The 22,145-nt window shown below is 39.6% G+C and carries 14 protein-coding genes; 11 read left to right on the top strand and 3 right to left on the bottom strand.

Annotation, left to right across the window (positions count from 1 at the left end; genetic code table 11):
• Nucleotides 1–107: 107 nt before the first annotated feature.
• Entirely contained in the window at nucleotides 108–734 is a 627-nt protein-coding gene (gene upp, locus CUB63_RS01650) for a uracil phosphoribosyltransferase (RefSeq protein WP_006533051.1), read from the bottom strand.
• 231 nt (nucleotides 735–965) lie between these two features.
• Between upp and purM the strand changes: the two genes are divergently transcribed.
• The 6 genes from purM (at nucleotide 966) to mgtE (ending at nucleotide 8,707) form a co-directional block, all read left to right on the top strand.
• A complete protein-coding gene (purM, locus tag CUB63_RS01645) occupies nucleotides 966–2,006 on the top strand; it encodes a phosphoribosylformylglycinamidine cyclo-ligase (protein ID WP_109847317.1) in 1,041 nt (346 codons plus the stop codon).
• Nucleotides 2,007–2,019: 13 nt separating this feature from the next.
• Nucleotides 2,020–2,649 (top strand): phosphoribosylglycinamide formyltransferase, encoded by a 630-nt coding sequence (gene purN, locus CUB63_RS01640; RefSeq protein ID WP_006533053.1) that lies wholly within the window; start codon nucleotides 2,020–2,022, stop codon nucleotides 2,647–2,649.
• 106 nt (nucleotides 2,650–2,755) lie between these two features.
• Nucleotides 2,756–3,346, top strand: a complete 591-nt coding sequence (gene speG, locus CUB63_RS01635) for a spermidine N1-acetyltransferase (protein WP_006533054.1) — start codon at nucleotides 2,756–2,758, stop codon at nucleotides 3,344–3,346.
• Nucleotides 3,347–3,392: 46 nt separating this feature from the next.
• Complete coding sequence (gene ppk1, locus CUB63_RS01630; RefSeq protein ID WP_006533055.1) at nucleotides 3,393–5,474, top strand: polyphosphate kinase 1; 2,082 nt, start codon at nucleotides 3,393–3,395, stop codon at nucleotides 5,472–5,474.
• Between the two features lie 4 nt (nucleotides 5,475–5,478).
• Nucleotides 5,479–7,011 (top strand): exopolyphosphatase, encoded by a 1,533-nt coding sequence (gene ppx, locus CUB63_RS01625; RefSeq protein ID WP_072064204.1) that lies wholly within the window; start codon nucleotides 5,479–5,481, stop codon nucleotides 7,009–7,011.
• A gap of 232 nt (nucleotides 7,012–7,243) precedes the next feature.
• Nucleotides 7,244–8,707, top strand: coding sequence for a magnesium transporter (gene mgtE, locus CUB63_RS01620; protein WP_006533059.1), 1,464 nt, complete (start codon nucleotides 7,244–7,246; stop codon nucleotides 8,705–8,707).
• 75 nt (nucleotides 8,708–8,782) lie between these two features.
• On the opposite strand, the gene CUB63_RS01615 is transcribed toward mgtE, so the two are convergent.
• Entirely contained in the window at nucleotides 8,783–9,004 is a 222-nt protein-coding gene (locus CUB63_RS01615; protein WP_006533060.1) for a hypothetical protein, read from the bottom strand.
• Between the two features lie 769 nt (nucleotides 9,005–9,773).
• Between CUB63_RS01615 and CUB63_RS01610 the strand changes: the two genes are divergently transcribed.
• The gene (locus tag CUB63_RS01610; protein WP_109847316.1) at nucleotides 9,774–11,147 is read left to right on the top strand and encodes an MFS transporter; all 1,374 of its coding nucleotides are present in this window, start codon (nucleotides 9,774–9,776) and stop codon (nucleotides 11,145–11,147) included.
• 134 nt (nucleotides 11,148–11,281) lie between these two features.
• Here CUB63_RS01610 and dtpA read toward each other — a convergent pair whose 3' ends face one another.
• Complete coding sequence (gene dtpA, locus CUB63_RS01605; protein WP_006533065.1) at nucleotides 11,282–12,748, bottom strand: dipeptide/tripeptide permease DtpA; 1,467 nt, start codon at nucleotides 12,746–12,748, stop codon at nucleotides 11,282–11,284.
• 560 nt (nucleotides 12,749–13,308) lie between these two features.
• Here dtpA and CUB63_RS01600 point away from each other — a divergent pair.
• The 4 genes from CUB63_RS01600 to baeS are packed head-to-tail and all read left to right on the top strand — an operon-like array spanning nucleotide 13,309 to nucleotide 22,128.
• On the top strand, nucleotides 13,309–14,544 hold the full coding sequence (locus CUB63_RS01600) for an MdtA/MuxA family multidrug efflux RND transporter periplasmic adaptor subunit (RefSeq protein ID WP_072064209.1): 1,236 nt from the start codon (nucleotides 13,309–13,311) through the stop codon (nucleotides 14,542–14,544).
• The gene (locus tag CUB63_RS01595) at nucleotides 14,544–17,675 is read left to right on the top strand and encodes an MdtB/MuxB family multidrug efflux RND transporter permease subunit (RefSeq protein WP_109847315.1); all 3,132 of its coding nucleotides are present in this window, start codon (nucleotides 14,544–14,546) and stop codon (nucleotides 17,673–17,675) included. The genes CUB63_RS01600 and CUB63_RS01595 overlap by 1 nt, the downstream gene beginning before the upstream one ends.
• Complete coding sequence (gene mdtC / locus CUB63_RS01590; protein WP_109847314.1) at nucleotides 17,672–20,755, top strand: multidrug efflux RND transporter permease subunit MdtC; 3,084 nt, start codon at nucleotides 17,672–17,674, stop codon at nucleotides 20,753–20,755. Before CUB63_RS01595 ends, mdtC begins: the two co-directional genes overlap by 4 nt.
• The gene (baeS, locus tag CUB63_RS01585; RefSeq protein WP_109847313.1) at nucleotides 20,752–22,128 is read left to right on the top strand and encodes an envelope stress sensor histidine kinase BaeS; all 1,377 of its coding nucleotides are present in this window, start codon (nucleotides 20,752–20,754) and stop codon (nucleotides 22,126–22,128) included. The genes mdtC and baeS overlap by 4 nt, the downstream gene beginning before the upstream one ends.
• The last annotated feature ends 17 nt before the right edge of the window (nucleotides 22,129–22,145 follow it).

The raw sequence follows: 22,145 nt of genomic DNA, 5'->3' as shown, positions 1-22,145 counted from the left end.
GACTAAGCCCTCTCGCACTAGTCATCTAACAACCCCTTAAAATATTTAGAGTTTAATAATAAATAAGTGATCCAAAAAAAAGCCGACTATCAAAGTCGGCTTAATTATTATTTTGTACCAAATATCTTATCACCAGCATCGCCAAGACCTGGAACGATGTACCCGTGCTCATTAAGATGGCTATCAATAGATGCAGTATATAATTCCACATCTGGATGAGCTTCTTCTAATGCCTTAATACCTTCTGGAGCAGCAACCAGTACTAATACTTTAATTGAAGTACAGCCTGCATTTTTTAATAAATCAATTGTGGCAATCATAGAGCCGCCTGTTGCTAACATAGGGTCAACAACAAGAGCCATACGTTCTTCAATATTGGATGCTAATTTCTGGAAGTAAGGGACAGGTTTTAATGTTTCTTCATCGCGGTAAACGCCAACTACACTGATTCGGGCACTAGGAATATTTTCTAATACTCCATCCATCATCCCGATACCTGCACGGAGGATAGGAACTACTGTGATTTTTTTTCCTTTAATCTGTTCTATCTCTACCGGACCACACCAACCTTCTATTGTTACCGTCTCTGTTTCTAAATCGGCGGTAGCTTCATACGTCAGTAGACTGGAAACTTCTGAAGCCAGTTCACGAAAGCGTTTAGTGCTTATATCATGATCTCGCATCAGCCCCAATTTATGTTGAATGAGTGGGTGTTTTACCTCAACGATCTTCATAATTTCTCCTAATGTACGACGCAGCCTGACAAAAAAATCGCGAGATTATACCGCTTTTTTGCCAACATTCCATCGTTTTTCTATTGATATTGATCAAGCGCACAGCTTTTAACCACACCAACATGAATAATTGTGACCTATAAAGAAGATCCTCGCAAACGTTTGCTTTGCCTGTTAGAATAGCGTCCGCACACATTTTTTCTTAACAGCAACTTGCCGTGAGGGCTCTACGTGACTAACAAATCCTCTCTCAGCTATAAAGATGCCGGTGTCGATATTGATGCAGGTAATGCTTTAGTCGATCGTATCAAAGGTGTAGTAAAAGAAACCCGCCGTCCTGAAGTTATGGGGGGTTTAGGTGGTTTTGGCGCACTTTGTGCAATTCCTTCTAAATACCGCGAACCTATTTTAGTTTCAGGCACAGATGGCGTAGGAACTAAACTTCGCCTTGCGATGGAGTTAAATCGCCATGATGACATCGGGATTGATTTAGTCGCAATGTGTGTCAACGATTTAATTGTTCAAGGTGCAGAACCCCTTTTCTTCCTTGACTACTATGCCACAGGAAAATTGGATGTCGATACCGCGGCTCGTGTCGTAACAGGTATTGCAGAAGGTTGTAAGCAATCTGGTTGTGCATTAGTAGGTGGCGAAACAGCAGAAATGCCCGGTATGTATCATGGCAATGATTATGATATCGCAGGCTTTTGTGTTGGCGTGGTTGAAAAATCAGAAATTATTGATGGCAGTAAAGTTAAAGCTGGTGATGCACTCATTGCTTTAGCATCCAGTGGTCCTCATTCTAATGGTTATTCATTAATCAGAAAAATTCTTGAAGTCAGCAATACGCAAGCAGATAGCACATCACTAGGTGACAAATCATTGGCTGACCATTTGCTAGCTCCTACTCGTATCTATGTAAAATCCTTACTGTCGCTCATTAAAAATGTTGATATTCACGCGGTAGCGCATATCACTGGCGGTGGATTCTGGGAAAATATTCCTCGTGTATTACCTGAAAACACACAAGCGCGTATTGACAGTAAAAGCTGGGAATGGCCGTTGGTTTTCAAATGGTTACAAGATGCTGGACAAGTCAGCACACATGAAATGTATCGCACCTTTAACTGTGGTGTTGGATTGTTAATTGCCGTTAACCCAAATGATGTTGAAAAAACATTAGCCCATCTTGCTGAGTGTGGTGAAAACGCATGGTTAATTGGCAAAATCGCGCCACAAGCTGCGGGTGAAGCACAAGTTATTATTAACTAATGAAAACATGTGAATGAAAAATATTGTCGTCCTTATCTCTGGAAACGGCAGCAACCTACAGGCGATTATTGACGCCTGTAGGGCAAATAAAATCACAGGTAATGTGGTTGCTGTCTTAAGTAATAAAGCTGATGCATATGGTCTTGAACGGGCAAAACTTGCTGATATTCCAGCTTATTTTGTTGATCCAACTCTATATAATGACAGAGCTGATTACGATAAAGCATTAATTGAAAAAATCGATGCTTACCAACCCGACATTGTGGTTTTAGCCGGTTTTATGCGCATTTTATCGCCTGATTTTGTGACTCATTATCAGCATAAATTATTAAATATTCATCCTTCTTTGCTTCCTAAATACCCCGGATTACATACCCATCGCCAAGTTTTAGCGAATAAAGACTCTTTTCATGGCGTTACCGTCCATTTTGTTACAGAAGAACTTGATGGTGGTCCTATGATTATTCAAGCGCGCATTCCTGTTTTAGCTGACGATACTGAACAATCCTTACAAACAAGAATACAAGCAGAAGAGTACCGTATCTATCCATTGGCGATCGGATGGTTAGCTGATGAGCGATTAAAAATGCAGAATAATCAAGCTTTTCTCGATGACATTGCGCTTTTCGACAACCTTGGGTAACTATTTCATTTAAGATAAAAAGTCACATTGTGCTACACTGTAGCCCGCGTGACTTTTTTTGTGTCATCCTTTTCTCTTTTTATTCAATGCATTCACCGAGGTGCTTATGTCCGGTGGTAAGAAAGTTCCACCTATAAAATTACGTCCTCTCGAACGAGAAGATCTCTCTTTTGTTCACCAACTTGATAATAACGCTAGCGTTATGCGCTATTGGTTTGAAGAGCCTTATGAGGCTTTTATCGAGTTAAGCGACCTTTATGAAAAACATATTCACGACCAAAGTGAACGCCGTTTTATTGCCGAAAATGACGGCACTAAAATTGGACTTGTCGAGCTGGTTGAAATTGATTATGTTCACCGTCGTGCTGAGTTTCAAATTATCATCGCCCCTGCGCATCAAGGCCATGGATATGCTGCACGAGCAGCGAAGCTGGCAATGGATTATGCTTTTTCTGTACTTAATTTATACAAGCTCTATTTAATCGTCGATAAAGAGAATGCTAAAGCGATTCATATTTATGAAAAGCTTGGCTTTAAAAAGGAAGGTGATTTAATAGATGAGTTTTTTGTTAACGGTGCCTACCGTTCTGCGATTAGAATGTGTACTTTCCAAGCACCTTATTTTGAAAAAAAAGCCAAAGAGGCAAAACCCGAAAATTTTGTTAAACCGGGTGCGACTATAAAGCAACATGTCTGATTTATTCAGATATTAAGATTTAACTTTAACCCTAGTTGGAGTTCAGATGTCCCAGGAACGACTCTATATTGATAAAGAGATCAGTTGGCTTGCGTTTAACGAACGTGTATTACAAGAGGCGGCTGATAAACGAAACCCGTTAATTGAAAGAGTCAGGTTTCTGGGGATCTATTCAAATAATCTTGATGAGTTCTATAAAGTCCGTTTTGCTGATGTTAAACGCCGTATTTTAATTAATGAAGAGCGTGGCTCACGCTCTGCATCAAGCCATGCTCGCCATCTTATCAAAAAAATTCAGTCAAAAGTGGCTAAAGCTGACCAAGAGTTTGATGCTTTATACAATGATTTGTTACTTGAAATGGCGCGAAATCAAATCTTTTTAATTAATGAACGCCAAATCTCACCTAATCAACAAATTTGGTTACGCCAATATTTCCGTCAAAATTTAAGAAAACACATCACCCCTATTTTAATTAATCCTGAAACCAATTTGGTTGAATTTCTTAAAGATGACTATACCTATTTAGCGGTTGAAATTGTGCAAGGGCAAACTATTCATTATGCTCTGCTAGAAATTCCATCAGATAAAGTCCCTCGTTTTGTTATTCTGCCAACAGACCAAGGACGTAGTAAGAAAAAGTCCATGATTTTGTTGGATAATATTTTACGCTACTGTCTTGATGAAGTGTTTAAAGGCTTTTTTGATTATGAGTCATTAAGTGCTTATTCCATGAAAATGACACGAGATGCAGAGTACGATCTTGCGACAGAAATGGAATCAAGCTTACTTGAAATGATGTCATCGACATTAAAGCAACGCCTTACAGCAGAGCCTGTCCGTTTTGTTTATCAGCGTGATATGCCTGATGAAATGGTGGCATTGCTGCGCAGTAAGTTAGGTTTATCGAATAATGACTCCGTCATTGCTGGTGGTCGTTATCATAATTTTAAAGATTTTATTAACTTCCCAAATGAAGGAAGTAAATTTCTATTAAATAAGCCGATCCCTCGCTTACGCCATATTTGGTTTGATAACTTCCGTAATGGTTTTGATGCCATACGTGAACGCGATGTCTTGCTCTATTATCCTTATCATACTTTTGAACATGTGCTGGAATTGTTGCGCCAAGCTTCTTTTGACCCAAGTGTTATCTCAATAAAAATCAATATTTACCGTGTTGCTAAAGATTCTCGGATCATTGATTCGATGATCCACGCTGCGCATAACGGCAAACGTGTCACGGTCGTTGTTGAGTTACAAGCACGTTTTGATGAAGCAGCGAATATCCACTGGGCAAAACGCCTAACAGAAGCAGGTGTACATGTTATTTTCTCTGCTCCGGGTTTAAAAATTCATGCGAAATTATTTATCATTTCACGTTTAGAAGATGGTGAAATCATTCGCTATGCCCATATTGGTACGGGGAACTTTAACGAAAAAACAGCCCGTCTTTATACTGACTATTCACTATTAACCGCTAACACTGAAATTACCAATGAAGTCCGCCGCGTCTTTAACTTTATTGAAAACCCTTATCGCCCTGTGACTTTTGAACATTTGATGGTTTCACCACAAAATTCACGTATTCTTTTAAATCAATTAATCACAAATGAAATTCACAGTGCTCAAGCCGGACATCCTGCAGGGATCACATTAAAAGTGAATAATTTAGTTGACGAAGAGTTAGTTAATCGCCTTTATGACGCATCAGAAGCCGGCGTAAAAATACGATTATTAGTCCGTGGAATGTGTTCTTTAGTCCCTAATCAACCAGGATTTAGTGAAAATATTCAGGTCACCAGTATTGTTGACCGCTTTTTAGAACACGACCGTGTTTATGTGTTCACTAATAAAGGCGATGAAAAGATCTTTCTCTCTTCTGCAGATTGGATGACAAGAAACCTTGACTACCGTATTGAAGTTGCAGTGGCTTTGCTTGATCCTCAACTCAAACAGCGCGTTCTAGATATACTGGATATTCAATTTAATGACACAGTAAAAGCACGTTATATCGATAAAGATTTAACAAATAGCTATGTTCCTCGTGGAAATAAACGTAAAATCCGTTCCCAGCTTGCTGTCTATGAGTACATTAAATTGTTAGAACAACCAGATTCACGAGCGTAATTTTATGCCTTTATCACAAGATGACACTTCACCACGTCCTTTAGAAATTGCGGCTATTGACCTCGGTTCTAATAGTTTTCATATGATAATTGCACGTGTTGTTAATGGTGCATTGCAAGTATTAAGTCGTTTAAAGCAGCGAGTTTATCTTGCTGATGGGCTTGATGATAATAACGAATTAAGCGAAGAAGCTATGTTACGTGGGCTTTCTGCTCTTTCTCTTTTCGCTGAAAGGTTACAGGGCTTCCCCGCAGAAAATGTCACCGTCGTAGGAACACATACTTTGCGTGTCGCCACTAATGTTAAAGTCTTTCTTCAACGAGCCAAAGACGTTATTCCTTATCCTATTGAAATTATTTCAGGCCATGAAGAAGCACGACTTATTTTTATGGGTGTTGAACACACTCAATCAGAAAAAGGTCGGAAACTCGTTATCGATATCGGTGGTGGTTCAACAGAACTCGTTATTGGTGAAAATTTTGAGCCCATTTTAATCGAAAGCCAACGCATGGGTTGCGTCAGTTTTAGCCGTCAATTTTTCCCAGAGCAGAAAATTAGCGAATCCGCTTTTCGTAAAGCGCGAGAAAAAGCAGCGCGTAAAATGGAAAAAATTGCATGGCAATATAAAATGACTGGCTGGGATGTGGCTTTAGGGGCATCAGGAACAATTAAAGCAGCCCATGAGATCTTAGTTGAGTTTGGTGAAAAAGACGGTGTTATCACACCTGAACGCCTACTTATGCTCACTAAACAAGTTTTACGATTTAAGAAATTTAAAGATATTGCCCTGCCGGGTTTATCTGATGAACGTAAACGTGTTTTTGTACCAGGTTTGGCTATTTTATGCGGCATTTTTGATTCTTTAGGATTAAAAGCCTTACACCTATCTGATGGTGCATTACGTGAAGGTGTGCTTTACGAAATGGAAGGCCGATTTCGCCATCAAGATATTCGTCAGCGCACAGCTAAAAGCCTTGCAGAGCACTATAATATCGATAGAGAACAAGCAAAACGTGTTCTTGACACAATGCAATCGCTTTACGCTCAGTGGGCACAACAAAATCCTAAACTGGTTCGCCCTGATTTAGAAGCTATTTTAGTTTGGGCTGTCATGTTACATGAAGTAGGATTAAGCATTAATTTAAGTGGATTACATCGCCATTCTGCCTATATTCTTTCAAATACTGATTTACCCGGTTTTAATCAAGAGCAACAGCTGTTATTAACAACCCTCGTTCGCTATCACCGAAAAGGGATCAAGTTAGATGAGTTGCCTAAATTTAATCTTTATAAAAAGAAACAGTATTTTCCACTCGTACAAATACTAAGGCTGGCGACTTTACTGAATAATCAACGACAATCAACAACAAAACCTGCCTCTTTGCGTTTAGTTACAGATGAAAATCATTGGACACTTTATTTTCCTAAAAAATATCTTTCCGATAACACATTGATGGAATTGGATTTAGAAAAAGAACAAGAACATTGGCAGTCAGTTCCCGGTTGGAAACTGGATATAAAAGAGGAATCTGCTTAACAATATGATATTATACAGAAAAAGACGCTAGTCAATGCGTCTTTTGTTGCATCTATCATACAACGACTATCACATAACAACATAGGTTTGATTTGTGACCATAATATGAACATCACCAACGCAATATTGTTCAAGATTCATATATTTTATACGGAGAAGACCGATAATCATCCTAAAATGGAATAATTAGTATCAGTGGTTATCTCCCTCGTAAGAATTAAAAAGGAATAACATGTCTCAAACAGCTATCAACAATGATACTGCGGCTGCCATCAATCCGTATTCACAAAAAGTGGCACACCTGCGTCAGCAAATTTTGAGCATCTTTCTCGAAGATGAGCCTTTTGTTGAAACCGTTTTAGGTGAAGCGAGTGAAAATGATAGGCTGAGCCACCATGAACTTCATGAAAAAATCACCACTGTTAGAGAATTACTACAAGATCTACACGCGGCAGATATTGCAGATATTCTTGAAGCCCTTCCCTATGACGAACGTCTAGCTTTGTGGCATTTGGTTGATAATAATGAACGTGGTGCTGTTTTAGTCGAAGCTTCTGTCGCCGTTTGGGACAGCTTAATTAAAGATATGACTGATCGTGAATTATTACGATCGGTCGCCACATTACATGTGGATGAGCAAGCGTACATCGCAGAACACTTACCTCGCGATACAATGCGTCGCCTTCTTACCTATTTAGAACCAAGCCTGCGTAATAGAATAAGAGAAGTTCTGCAATATCCCAAAGACAGTGTCGGCCAGATGATGGATTTTGAGTTCGTCACTGTGCGAGGGAATGTCACGTTAAAAACGGTACAGCGCTATCTACGCCAACGAGGTTCTATTCCTGAAGCAACGGATAAAATTTTCGTTATTGATAATAAAAACCATCTGTTAGGTGAACTTCCATTAACGACTGTTTTGACGCAATCTCCTGATAAGCTTGTCTCTGATGTAATGAAAACAGACACCGTTAGCTTTATGCCTGAAGAAAAAGGTGAAGATGCAGCGGGTGCGTTCGAACGTTATGACTTAATTTCAGCGGCTGTTGTTGATAGTAATGGCCTTCTAATGGGTCGATTAACGGTTGAAGATATCGTTGATAACATGCACGAAGAGAGCGATACCAATATTCGTCGTATGGGTGGTTTGAGTCCAGAAGAAGATGTCTTTGCACCAGTCGGGCAAGCGGTTAAAACACGTTGGACATGGCTTGCTATTAACTTATGTACCGCCTTTGTGGCTTCTCGTGTGATTGGTGTGTTTGAACATACGATTTCCCAATTAGTCGCTCTCGCTACATTAATGCCGATTGTTGCGGGTATTGGGGGAAATACAGGTAATCAGACTATTACAATGATTGTACGTGCTTTAGCACTACATCAAATACAAACGGGTAGTTTCTCTTTCTTAATTTTAAGAGAATTAGGTGTCGCCCTTATTAATGGTATTGTGTGGGGAGGCATAATGGGAATTGTCACCTTCCTACTCTATGGCGATATGGCTATGGGTGCAGTAATGACAATGGCGATGGTATTAAACCTCTTAATGGCTGCCATGATGGGGGTATTGATCCCAATGACAATGATTAAATTAGGTAAAGATCCCGCCATTGGCTCAAGCGTTATGATAACCGCGATTACCGATACAGGTGGTTTCTTTATCTTCTTAGGTTTAGCAACCATCTTCTTAGTCTAAATAAAACAAGCCTTATAACGCTAACGCCACTGATAATAAAATACAGTGGCGTTTTTTATGTCAATCAAATAGATATTAGACCGTTGTTGAGAGGTAATAATAGATAAGCAACAAAGCGATAACCAATGAAGTAACAAAAGTCTTTTTAACAGAAGTACTTAATAAATAACTGTCATTTGGGTCGGTGTCATTAAGCATAATTTTTAATGCTAAACCACCACCTAATGCGACGATAGAGAGTGATACGAACAGAACAATTGCGGCTAAGAGAACAGCACTCATTGAGATAGAGACCATAAATCCTCCGATATATCAATTGACGTCCTGATGTAATTATAACCAAAAATAGTTTTTTTGATGCCTCTTTTTGTTTTTATTTTCAATTTAGAGAAGAAATTCATGAAAACCACATTATGCATAAAAAAACAAAAATAAAATCACCATCATAATCTTTGTTGAATTTAAATTTTAATAAAAACAAATATAGTAAAATTAAATTTCAATAAATCAAAATTTAACATACAGCAGAATATTCTAATAATTCATTTTCTATCAGATCATATCTTTCATTATTGATACTGTTAGCTTTCTTAATTATCTAATAATAACTTTATTTATGGAAAATAATAAATTAACTTATTCCCTAATTTATTATTCTTATATATAACTAGGGTTGAATAAATATATTCAACATTAAACTTTTTTTATTTAAAAATACTGAGTTCTTACTTATTTTTAATCAATATAATAAATTTATTATCTATTGATAAATTTTAATTTAATGATATTTAACTTCAGTAAAATGCAAAATCACAAGTAAATAAAACCACAAGAAATTAAAATGATAGTCAATAATATTGTTTTAATTTCATCTATTTACATTATAAAGAGCTTCCTGTTATAACTTAAACCATCATCACAATATTATTCTTTCTCGCATAAGTAGCCTTTAAATAACTTTTTTGTTATTTATTTTCACTCTAATTTATTCGCTTATTTAAAAAGAATCTCATTGTGATCTTATTACTTATTATTCTTATCACGATAATTATTATAGGTTGTTATTATGACATCACAATCACACTCCACTCAGCCGTTGAGTCAACCTACGGCAAGACCATTGAACCGCAACGACTATAAAACGTTGGGTTTATCCTCACTAGGAGGAACGTTGGAGTTCTATGATTTCGTGATCTTCGTGTTCTTTACGAAAACATTGAGCCACTTGTTCTTTCCTGGTGATAACGCCTTTATTGCACAAATGCAGACTTTAGGTATTTTTGCAGCTGGCTATCTTGCTCGGCCTTTGGGTGGCATTATTATGGCACACTACGGCGATATTATTGGCCGTAAACGCATGTTTACCTTAAGTATCTTCTTAATGGCGGTACCAACATTAGTTATTGGTTTATTACCCACTTATGCCAGCATTGGTGTTGCAGCGCCATTATTGTTGTTATTAATGCGCATTATGCAAGGTGCTGCTATTGGTGGTGAAATGCCTGGTGCTTGGGTGTTTATCGCAGAGCATACGCCAAAACAACGTTATGGCTTAGGTGTAGGCACATTAACCTCAGGCATTACAGGCGGTATTTTATTAGGTTCAATCGTGGCGATTATCGTTCAGCGTAGCTATAGTGCTCAAGAAGTGAATGATTTTGCATGGCGAATTCCCTTTATCTTAGGGGGGATTTTTGGCTTAATCTCTGTTTACTTACGTCGCTTTTTACAAGAAACGCCTATCTTTAAAGAGATGGCAGAGAAAAAAGCGTTAGCACAAGAAATGCCCGTGGTTTCAGTTATTAAAAATCATAAACAGGCGTGCTTAATTACTGCTGCATTAACATGGTCTTTATCAACAGCCATTGTTGTCACCATATTGATGACACCTAGTGTTATTGTTGAAGGGATTTACAAAATTGATAGAACCACCTCATTGGAAGCGAACTGTGTTGCAACATTAACCTTAACTTTAGGTTGTATCTTCTGGGGCTGGATTGGCGACAAATTGGGAACACGAGTTTCAATGACATTATCATGGGGTGGTTTGATTGTTACAGCATTCCATTTCTATGGCAGTTTAGATGCAACAATGTCTGGTTTTCAGTTAGCATTGAATTATGGATTAATGGGCTTTTTTGTTGGTGCGATTGCAACAACACCAATTGTTAGTACAAGAGCATTTCCACCATCAATTCGTTTTTCAGGCTTGTCTTTTGCTTACAATATGGCTTATGCCGTGTTTGGTGGATTAACCCCAATGTTAACTGGTGCATGGTTAGAAAAGACAGCAATGGCAGGTGCCTATTATGTCGCTGGAGTCTCATTCTTAGCAATTGCTGTCGCATTTTTACCTTTAGCCTATAGAGGTTGGACTGCGGTAAAGCCAACTACCCGTGAAAAAGACGTTGCATTACAAATTGATAAAGTTGTTAGTTAAAACGACTTATTATCAACGTTCTCTGCTCAATACAGCTCCTTGATAGGGGCTGTATTTTTCTATATACAACAAAAAAGGACGCCTTATGGCATCCTTTATTTTTCTTAAATTTTTTGTCTTTTTAATGGCACAACTTATTGTGTCATTTTACTTAGCATAGGTGCCGTGATCAGCATTAGAATTGCGATAACACCTGTTACAATACCGATTTGTAAGAATACACTGCTGTAAATTTCTAATGAAGCGTGAGCACTTTGTACATCTTCTGGTACTGCCATTAAACTCGCAACTTTACCTGCAATAATTGCAGCAGCGGCAGAAGTTAAGAACCAAGCCCCCATAATAAAGCCCATTAAACGCTGTGGTACAAGTTGTGCAACCATGGCAAGTCCAAGCCCTGAAATCATTAACTCGCCAATACTTTGGAAACCATAGCTTGCGACTAACCACCATGAAGACACAATCCCTGCTTCATTTGCCATGCTTGCACCCAGTGGTAGCACTAAGAATGCGGTCGCACTTAAGAACATTCCAACAGTGAACTTATAAGGCATAGGTAATTTATCGCCCATAAAGTTATACACTGCGGCTAGTAATGGACTCGCTAACATGATCCAGAATGGATTAAGTGATTGGAATTGTTCTGGTTGAACACTGAAACCTAACAGAGAATGTTCTACGTTATGAATTGCGAAGAAGTTTAAAGATGTTGGCATTTGATCGTAAAGAACAAAGAATACCACAGCCTCAACCATCAGTAAGAATGCAACAATCATCTTGCGACGCGCCACACCTTTCATCATGAAGGTTTCACGCGCAAAAATGAGGATGATACCTAATGAGATCACAGCTAAAGACCAACTTGCCACTTCATTATTATGTAACAACCAAGTCGATACTGCCGTTAAAGCAACGATACCCACTAGCGTTAATAACAATTTTGAATAATTAAGCGGTTCAAAATCAGGTCTAGAGCCTTTATCTTTGATCCATCCCCGACAAACCATAAAGTTTGCTAAAGTGATCAGCATACCTACAACACTTAATGCAAATGCTACATCCCAACCATAATTAGCTGCTAACCATGGTGTTGCTAACATAGATAAGAACGAACCTACGTTGATAGACATATAGTACATCGTAAATGCACCGTCTAATTGCGGATCGTTTTTCTCATAACAGGTCGCGAGTAATGAAGATGGATTTGCTTTAAATAAACCATTACCTACAGCAATGGTTGCAAGTCCCCAATAAATCACATCTTTATTGTGATCTGAGAAGGCCACCATCGCATAACCAATTGCCAGAACGATAGCACCGAGGATTATAACCCTTTTTGTACCAAGGATTTTATCACCCAGCCATCCACCGATAGCAACAAAACCATAAACTAATGCGGTAAATGCAGCAAAAACAGTGATGGCTTCTGCCTCACCCATGCCCAGCATTTTAACCAGATAAACGGCCATGATCCCTTGCAGACCGTAATAGCCGAAACGTTCCCATAATTCGATTGAGAAGATGAGATAAAACGCACGAGGCTGTTTAAATGCATTCAGGCTCGGTTTTTGTCCATCGTCAGGTGTGTTTGCAGTTGACACTAAAAACCTCTAATTATTCTATACGCCTTTATAGTTAGGCTGATTTTTACAAAATTTTCGTTATTCAAGACAGAGTTAAAGCTCGGTGAATTTCATACTGGATTGTTATTCTTTGAAAAGAGTTCAACGCAGAGAAAAACAAGGTTGGCATTCTATCACTGGAAAGAATAATTATCTAAGAATTATAACTAACTATTGCGTTTTATCATAGTTACAGGCATTTGTACAAAATAGTTATGCGATTAAAAAACCACCAATCAAAATAACGTACTGATTATTAATAAATTATATTCCACTTAATTATCCCTATATAAAGAATTAAGCTACGCTAGTGATTATCGCTAATTTGCTAAATTATCTCTTATTGAATAACAACGATAAAATAATGCCAGTAGCAATTTGTTTTAATTGATTAAAATAACGCCAATAAAACACATTCCTTGACTTAATTTCCATATTTCCTCCATTTTTAACTGTGTAGAAACAGGTAGAATGTCACTATTCCAAAATTTTATTTCAGTATTTCTGATTAGCTAGTTGCCAGTGGGATCACAAAAGTAATGAATAAAAACAAAAATGCTAAAAAAAGAGTTTCTCTCATTATCGCTTTAATCGTCGTAATCGCAGGGGGTTACGCCTATTGGCAATTTAATGCAGCAAAAACAGCGTCACCTGAAAATAAAGTGGCTCAAGCAACTAACTCACAAAGTCGAAGTACATCTGGATCTCGACGCCCTCCTTTACCGCCTGTTCAAGTTGCAACATCAACACAAGAGGATGTACCTCAATTTTTATCGGCCTTAGGTACAGTGAAAGCAACCAATAGCGTCACAGTGACAAGTCGAGTTGAAGGTCAATTAATGGCTTTACATTTCACGGAAGGGCAACACGTTCAACAAGGTGATTTATTAGCAGAAATTGACTCCCGTCCATTTGAAGTACAATTAGCCCAAGCCAAAGGACAACTTGCAAAAGATCAAGCCACATTAGCTAACGCACGTCTTGATTTAGCGCGTTATCAGAAGTTGGCAAAAACTAATTTAGTCTCACAACAAGAGCTAGATAATCAGCAAGCTTTAGTGAAGCAGTCAGAAGCAAGTATCCGTATTGATGAGGCTACGATCAGTAATGCGCAACTGCAATTAACTTACAGTAAAATTACAGCACCTATTTCAGGCCAAGTGGGATTAAAACAAGTTGATGTGGGTAACTATATTTCAGGTGGTTCATCAACACCGATTGTAGTTATTAATCAAATGGATCCTGTTGATGTGCTTTTTACATTGCCAGAACAAGATTTAGCTAAAGTCATTCAAGCACGTAAAAACAGTGCTGATTTGCCTGTCACCGCATTAGACAGAAATAACCAATTTGAATTAGCTCAAGGTAAATTATTTAGCGTTGATAACCAAATTGATGCTACAACTGGCACCATTAAGTTAAAAGCACGTTTTCCACAACAAGAGACGACATTATTTCCTAACCAGTTTGTAAACGTGCGTCTTTATGTCACTACATTAGAAAAAGCGGTTGTTATTCCGAATGCTGCTCTACAAATGGGTAATGAAGGTCACTTTGTTTGGGTCGTGGATAACGAAAACAAAGTGAGTAAATTACGCGTAGAGGTCGCCTTACAAAATGCGGAAAAAGTCGTAATAGCATCTGGTCTATCAGCAGATCAGCGCGTTGTAACCGATGGAGTGGATAGATTAACACAAGGTGCAAAAGTCGAAATCGTGACGCCTACTGCACCAAAGACTAAAGAAAATAACCGTGTTGTTGCGGAGAAAGCATAATGACCGAAAAAACACACGGTACAAGTGGCGGCCCCTCTCGCTTATTTATTCTGCGCCCTGTTGCAACAACTCTTTTTATGGTCGCTATACTCTTAGCCGGAATTGTCGGCTATCGAATGCTACCCGTCTCTGCGTTACCTGAAGTAGATTATCCAACTATTCAGGTCGTTACACTCTATCCTGGAGCAAGCCCTGATGTCATGACATCAGCTGTCACTGCGCCACTTGAGCGCCAATTTGGGCAGATGTCTGGGTTAAAGCAAATGTCATCTCAAAGCTCTGGTGGTGCATCGGTGATCACACTGATGTTCCAATTAACATTACCATTAGATGTTGCAGAGCAAGAAGTACAAGCAGCGATTAATGCAGCCACTAATCTGCTACCATCCGATTTACCTTACCCACCAATTTACAGCAAAGTTAATCCAGCTGATCCGCCTATTTTAACCTTAGCGGTGACTAGCTCGACATTACCGATGACACAATTGCAAGATATGGTTGAAACCCGTATTTCGCAAAAGATTTCACAAGTTAATGGCGTAGGCTTAGTGGCTTTAGCGGGTGGTCAGCGTCCTGCTGTTAGGGTCAAACTCAATGCACAAGCCGCAGCATCTTACGGTTTAGATAGTGAAAAAATTCGTGTGGCAATCAATAATGCGAACGTTAACTCAGCGAAAGGAAGCCTTGATGGCCCTACTCGCTCTGTAACGTTATCGGCTAATGACCAAATGAAATCATTAGAAGATTATCGCCAACTCATCGTTGCCTATAAAAATGATGCGCCTATTCGTTTATCTGATATCGCAACTATCGAACAAGCGCCTGAAAACAACCAATTAGGTGCATGGGCAAATAATGAACAGGCGATTATTATAAATGTGCAACGTCAACCCGGCGTTAACGTTATTGATACCACTGATAATATTCGTAATTTATTACCCGATTTAGTCTCTAATTTACCAAAATCCGTGAATGTTGAGATCTTAACCGATAGAACCACAACGATCCGCGCGTCAGTTAAAGATGTACAGTTTGAGCTTGGTTTAGCTATCGCCCTTGTGGTGATGGTGATTTATCTCTTTTTACGTAATGGTGTCGCAACCTTAATTCCAAGCATTGCTGTGCCACTTTCATTAGTCGGCACATTCGCAGTGATGTATTTTTGCGGTTTTTCTGTCAATAATCTCACCTTAATGGCATTAACGATTGCGACAGGCTTTGTTGTCGATGACGCCATTGTTGTGATTGAAAATATCTCTCGCTACCTTGAGCGTGGTGATAAACCATTAACTGCAGCGCTAAAAGGGGCTGGTGAGATTGGTTTTACCATTATTTCGCTTACCTTCTCTCTTATTGCTGTCCTGATCCCTCTGTTATTTATGGGGGATATTGTCGGTCGCTTATTTAGGGAGTTTGCCATCACCCTTGCTGTCGCGATCCTTATCTCTGCGGTGGTTTCGCTCACATTAACGCCAATGATGTGTGCTCGGTTGCTAAAACCTGAAAATGAAATCAAACACAATCGTTTTGAAATAGCGTGCGAGCGTTTCTTTGAAAAAATGATTGCCGTGTATGCAGTTTGGCTCAAACGTGTTTTAAACCATCAATGGATAACGCTTGGCGTAGCACTTAGCACATTGGTATTAACTGTTTTGCTGTATATGTTTATTCCTAAAGGTTTTTTCCCATTACAAGATAACGGGCTATTGCAAGGAACCATTGAAACCTCACAATCCATTTCTTATCAAGCAATGGTAGAAAAACAACAACAAGTGGTTGATAAACTCATTGATGATCCCGCTGTTGATAATATTGCCAGTTTTGTCGGCATTGATGGCAGTAACGCAACACTCAATACGGGGCGATTGCAGATCACGCTAAAACCCCTTGATCAGCGTGACGATAGGATAGATGTGATTATTCCTCGTTTACAAGCGCGTATTGCGTCTATTGCAGGAATGACTCTTTATCTGCAACCGACTCAAGATTTAACCATTGATACGCAAGTTTCTCGTACTCAGTATCAATTTACGTTACAAGCAACATCATTAGAGGAGTTGGCTTATTGGGTGCCTAAGCTCTCTCAGGCACTAAAAGAGAGTCCTGAATTAACGGATATCAGCAGTGATTGGCAAGACAACGGCATGATGGCATATATCAAAGTAGATAGAGACTCAGCAAGCCGTTTAGGTATTTCGATGAGTGAAATAGATAACGCACTTTATAATGCTTTTGGTCAGCGTTTAATTTCAACTATCTACACTCAAGCCAATCAGTACCGCGTTGTATTGGAACAAGATATTCGCAATGATGATGGTTTACAGGCGCTCTCAGCCGTACATTTAACTGGCAAAGATGGTGCTATGGTGCCTTTGTTATCTATTGCATCTGTTGAACAACGTCTAGCACCTCTTTCGATTAATCATCAAGAGCAATTTCCTTCAGCAACATTCTCATTTAATGTCGCAGAACAATCCTCTCTTGAAGACGCAGTGAAAGCAGTAAAATTGGCTGAAGAGCAGATTTCTATGCCAAAAGATATCACCACCCAATTCCAAGGTGCGACGTTGGCATTTGAAAGTGCGCTTTCTAGCACTTTATGGCTGATTATCGCGGCTATTGTGGCAATGTATATTGTACTCGGTGTGTTATATGAGAGCTTCATTCACCCTATTACTATTTTATCTACGCTACCTACCGCAGGTGTCGGTGCGTTACTTGCATTAATGGCCGCCGGTAATGAGCTTGATATTATTGCGATTATTGGGATCATCTTACTTATCGGGATCGTAAAGAAAAACGCGATCATGATGATAGACTTTGCCCTTGCCGCCGAACGAGAGCAAGGTTTAACCCCTTACGAGGCTATTTATCAAGCGTGTTTATTACGTTTTCGTCCAATATTAATGACCACAATGGCGGCTCTTTTAGGTGCTTTGCCTTTAATGTTAAGTACCGGTGTGGGTGCAGAATTACGCCAACCATTAGGGGTTTGTATGGTCGGTGGCTTAATTATGAGCCAAATATTAACTCTGTTTACTACGCCTGTAATTTATCTGCTGTTTGATAAATTATCACTCTATGTAAACCGCAATAAACACGTTGAGAATAATAACGGGGCTGTATCATGAAGTTTTTCGCCCTCTTTATTCAACGACCTGTAGCAACTACGTTGCTTAGCTTGGCGATTTCGCTATGTGGTGCATTAGGTTTTATGTTGCTCCCTGTCGCCCCATTACCCCAAGTTGACTATCCGGTTATTAATATTTACGCCTCCTTACCAGGGGCTTCACCAGAAACCATGGCATCTTCAGTGGCAACACCGCTTGAGCGCTCTTTAGGGCGAATTGCGGGTATTGATGAAATGACATCAAGCAGTTCACTTGGAAGTACCAGCATTACGTTGGTGTTCGATTTAAATAAAGATATCAATACCGCAGCTCGTGATGTGCAAGCGGCATTAAATGCTTCACAAAGCTTATTACCTTCAGGAATGCCAAGCCGCCCGCGTTATTATAAATCGAATCCTTCTGATGCACCGATTATGATCTTAACGCTCACCTCTGACACACAAAATACTGGGGAACTTTACGATCTCGCTTCAACACGGCTAGCACAAAAAATCTCACAGATTGAAGGTGTGAGTGAAGTTTCGGTTGGTGGCGGCTCATTGCCTGCAATACGTGTTGCTCTCAATCCTGATGCGCTATTTAACCAAAATGTCAGCCTTGATGATGTTAGAAAAGCAATTAACCAAGCGAATGTGCGACGACCTCAAGGCTTTGTCAATAATGATGAAAATCGTTGGCAAATTCAAACCAATGACGAGCTAAGCAAAGCGGCTGAATATCGCCCAATCATCGTGCATTACAATCAAGAGGCTGTTGTGCGTTTAGGCGACGTTGCGCAAGTCACTGATTCGGTACAAAACTCACGCGCAGCAGGGATGAGTGGCGGTGAACCGGCTATTTTACTGGTTATTCGCCGTGAAGCGGGTGCCAATATTATTGAAACGGTTAACCGTATTCGTGATGAACTTCCTGAATTACGTGAACTTATTCCTGCCAGTGTTGATTTAAAAGTTGCCCAAGATAGAACGCCCACTATCCGCGCATCCTTAGCAGAAGTTGAACGTGCTTTAGCTATTGCTGTGGCGCTAGTGATCTTAGTCGTATTTTTATTTTTACGTTCAGGTCGTGCCACACTGATCCCTGCGGTTGCGGTACCCGTTTCATTAATTGGTACTTTTTCAGCCATGTATCTTTGTGGCTTTAGTTTAAATAACCTTTCATTAATGGCATTAACCGTAGCCACCGGCTTTGTGGTTGATGATGCCATTGTGGTGCTTGAAAATATCTCTCGTCATATTGAGAATGGTTTAAAACCTAAAGATGCCGCCTTGAAAGGGGTCGGTGAAGTTGGTTTTACAGTTCTTTCGATGAGTATTTCTCTTGTTGCCGTTTTTATTCCATTACTGTTGATGGATGGCCTTGTTGGACGATTATTTAAAGAATTTGCTATAACCTTAACAACCGCTATTGCGATTTCGCTGTTTGTTTCTCTAACGCTCACCCCCATGATGTGCGCGCATTTACTCAAAGGGATGAAACCTAAAGCACAATCGCATTTACGGGGTTTTGGTAAGTTACTTTTCCGTCTCCAACAAGGTTACAGTGTCACATTACAAGCAGCGTTACGCCATCGGCGCTGGGTTATGGCTATTTTTCTCGCCACATTGGGCTTAAATGCTTATTTATACATCAGCGCACCTAAGACGTTTTTCCCTGATCAAGATACAGGTCGTTTAATGGGGTTTGTCCGTGCTGACCAAAGCATTTCATTCCAATCAATGAAAGAAAAAATGACCCGTTTTATGCAAGAAATTAATGCAGATAAAGACGTTGATAGCGTAACGGGTTTTACTGGTGGGGGGCGTATTAACAGTGGATTTATGTTTATTTCCCTCAATCCCCTGTCAGAACGCACTGATAGTGCCAACCAAGTGATCAATCGTTTACGTGCCAAACTTGCTGATGAACCTGGCGCTAACCTCTTTTTAATGCCTGTGCAAGATGTTAGAGCGGGTGGACGTCAAGCGAATGCCAGTTATCAATTCACATTATTAGCTGATGATTTAAGCGAGTTGCGTAAATGGGAGCCCATTGTTCGTAAAGCGTTAGGCGAACTGCCTCAGCTGGTGGACGTTAACTCAGATAAAGAAGATAAAGGCGCCGAAATGGCACTGACGTACGATCGTGATACTATGTCGCAATTAGGTATTAATGTTAGTGATGCCAATAATCTACTGAACAATGCTTTTGGTCAGCGTCAAATCTCCACCATTTATGCGCCATTAAATCAGTATAAAGTGGTTATGGAAGTCTCTGAACAGTATACACAGGATGTTTCTGCGTTAGATAAAATGTATGTGGTCAATAATCAAGGTGAACGTATTCCATTATCGGCATTTGCAAGTTGGTATCCTGCTAATGCACCGTTAAGTGTAAATCACCAAGGGCTATCTGCGGCCTCAACTATTGCTTTTAATATTCCTGAAGGCTATACATTAGCCGATGCCATTAATTCTATTGAACGCACAATGACCGAGTTGGGCGTACCCAATACCGTAAGGGGCACCTTTGCAGGTACTGCACAGATTTTTCAAGAAACCATCAAATCACAGCTTATTCTTATCTTAGCGGCGATTGTAACGGTCTATTTAGTATTAGGTGTGTTATATGAAAGTTATATTCATCCGCTGACCATTTTATCTACTCTTCCTTCCGCGGGTGTTGGTGCGTTATTAGCGTTGCAACTTTTTGATACACCTTTTAGCTTAATTGCGCTTATTGGCATTATGTTGCTGATTGGTATTGTGAAGAAAAACGCCATTATTATGGTGGATTTTGCGATTACAGCACAGCGTGAAGGCAAGTTGTCAGCTAAAGAGGCGATTATTCAAGCCAGCCTATTACGTTTTCGCCCTATTCTTATGACAACACTCGCCGCATTATTTGGTGCATTACCACTAATGTTAGGTAGTGGAGATGGCGCAGAGTTAAGACAACCTTTAGGGATAACAATTGTCGGCGGTTTATTAATGAGCCAGCTACTGACCCTCTATACAACTCCGGTTATTTATCTATTTTTTGATGGATTGCGTGAACGTTGGCAACAACGGCGTTTCAGCAAGAAAGAGGCTAAAGCATGAAACTGAGAAGCAAGCTGTTCTTGGTCATTTTCGCTACCTGTATGGTTGTGGTTCTTGCCATGCATATTGGTATTCGAGGTAGCTTTCAACAAGGATTTATTGGCTATATCAAGAAAAACAGTGAACAACGTGCAACTCTTTTAGCTGAAGCCTTAACAGATCAATATGCTTTAACCGGCGACTGGCGTTTTCTTAATAGAGATGATCGTTCTCTTTATCAAATATTACGCAGTATCGACCAAATAAGCCAAAGCAGTGAAGGCCCTCCACCCAAAGGCTGGCGCACACAGTTTTGGATCGTTGATAAAAATATGAAGCGCTTATTTGGTCATGACAATCAGTTTCCTGAAGAAACGTTCAAAAAACCAATTACTGCTCATGATGAAATTGTGGGTTGGGTGATTGTCAGTGCCGCTGATAAGATCAGTAGTGAAGCGGATATCAGTTTTGATAAACAACAACTGCGTACCAGTTGGATCATTGCCGGTTTAACGGTTCTTTTAGCTTTACTTATTACACTGATCCTTTCTCGCAATATGATACGCCCCGTTAAACGACTGGTCGAAGCGACACATAAATTAGCAGCAGGTGACTTTTCTGTTCGAGTAACGCCCACAAGTAAAGATGAAATCAGCCAACTCGCCACAGACTTTAACCAACTCGCCAGCACACTAGAGAAAAATGAGCAAATTCGTCGCGATTATATGGCAGATATCTCACATGAATTGCGAACCCCTCTTGCCATATTAAAAGGCGAACTCGAAGCGTTACAAGATGGCGTAAGAAAGCCCACGGCAGAGACATTAAACTCACTTTTATTCGAAGCAACAAACCTGACAAAACTGGTGAATGATCTCCATCAACTCTCATTATCAGATAGAGGCTCTTTAACTTATCGTAAAGATTTTATTGATATTAATGAGGTGATTTTGTTGGCTGTGGCTTCTTATCGTCACACCTATCAAACTAAAGATATTGCTTTATACACTGAATTAGATGATGTCTCTCCATTAATTGTACAAGCCGATCCTGACCGACTTATTCAGCTTTTTCATAATCTATTAGAAAATAGTGTGCGCTATACCTATGCTGGTGGGCAATTACATATCAAGACAAGAAAAGAGAACAACTGCGTATTGATAACTTTGGAAGATAGCGCACCTGGATTAGATAGATCACAGTATCAAGCCGTTTTCCAACGCTTTTATCGTGCAGAAAGCTCACGAAATCGTGCCAGTGGAGGCTCTGGATTAGGTCTTGCGATTTGCGAAAATATTGTTGAAGCTCATAATGGTAAAATAAGTGCTATGCCTTCATCTTTAGGTGGCATGAAAATTCTTATAGAATTACCCGCATATTCTGATGATCTTTAAGCCTAATAACCATTGAG

Origin of the sequence: Proteus penneri (assembly GCF_003144535.1) — a bacterium.
Lineage (GTDB): Bacteria > Pseudomonadota > Gammaproteobacteria > Enterobacterales > Enterobacteriaceae > Proteus > Proteus penneri.
This window is presented reverse-complemented; position numbering and strand designations above follow the sequence as displayed.

What these genes read in the sequence shown, in the direction of transcription:
- upp (WP_006533051.1), bottom strand. Translation starts at nt 734, where the DNA reads ATGAAGATCGTTGAGGTAAAACACCCACTCATTCAACATAAATTGGGG.
- purN (WP_006533053.1), top strand. Translation starts at nt 2,020, where the DNA reads ATGAAAAATATTGTCGTCCTTATCTCTGGAAACGGCAGCAACCTACAG.
- speG (WP_006533054.1), top strand. Translation starts at nt 2,756, where the DNA reads ATGTCCGGTGGTAAGAAAGTTCCACCTATAAAATTACGTCCTCTCGAA.
- ppk1 (WP_006533055.1), top strand. Translation starts at nt 3,393, where the DNA reads ATGTCCCAGGAACGACTCTATATTGATAAAGAGATCAGTTGGCTTGCG.
- ppx (WP_072064204.1), top strand. Translation starts at nt 5,479, where the DNA reads ATGCCTTTATCACAAGATGACACTTCACCACGTCCTTTAGAAATTGCG.
- mgtE (WP_006533059.1), top strand. Translation starts at nt 7,244, where the DNA reads ATGTCTCAAACAGCTATCAACAATGATACTGCGGCTGCCATCAATCCG.
- CUB63_RS01615 (WP_006533060.1), bottom strand. Translation starts at nt 9,004, where the DNA reads ATGGTCTCTATCTCAATGAGTGCTGTTCTCTTAGCCGCAATTGTTCTG.
- CUB63_RS01610 (WP_109847316.1), top strand. Translation starts at nt 9,774, where the DNA reads ATGACATCACAATCACACTCCACTCAGCCGTTGAGTCAACCTACGGCA.
- CUB63_RS01600 (WP_072064209.1), top strand. Translation starts at nt 13,309, where the DNA reads ATGAATAAAAACAAAAATGCTAAAAAAAGAGTTTCTCTCATTATCGCT.
- CUB63_RS01595 (WP_109847315.1), top strand. Translation starts at nt 14,544, where the DNA reads ATGACCGAAAAAACACACGGTACAAGTGGCGGCCCCTCTCGCTTATTT.
- mdtC (WP_109847314.1), top strand. Translation starts at nt 17,672, where the DNA reads ATGAAGTTTTTCGCCCTCTTTATTCAACGACCTGTAGCAACTACGTTG.
- baeS (WP_109847313.1), top strand. Translation starts at nt 20,752, where the DNA reads ATGAAACTGAGAAGCAAGCTGTTCTTGGTCATTTTCGCTACCTGTATG.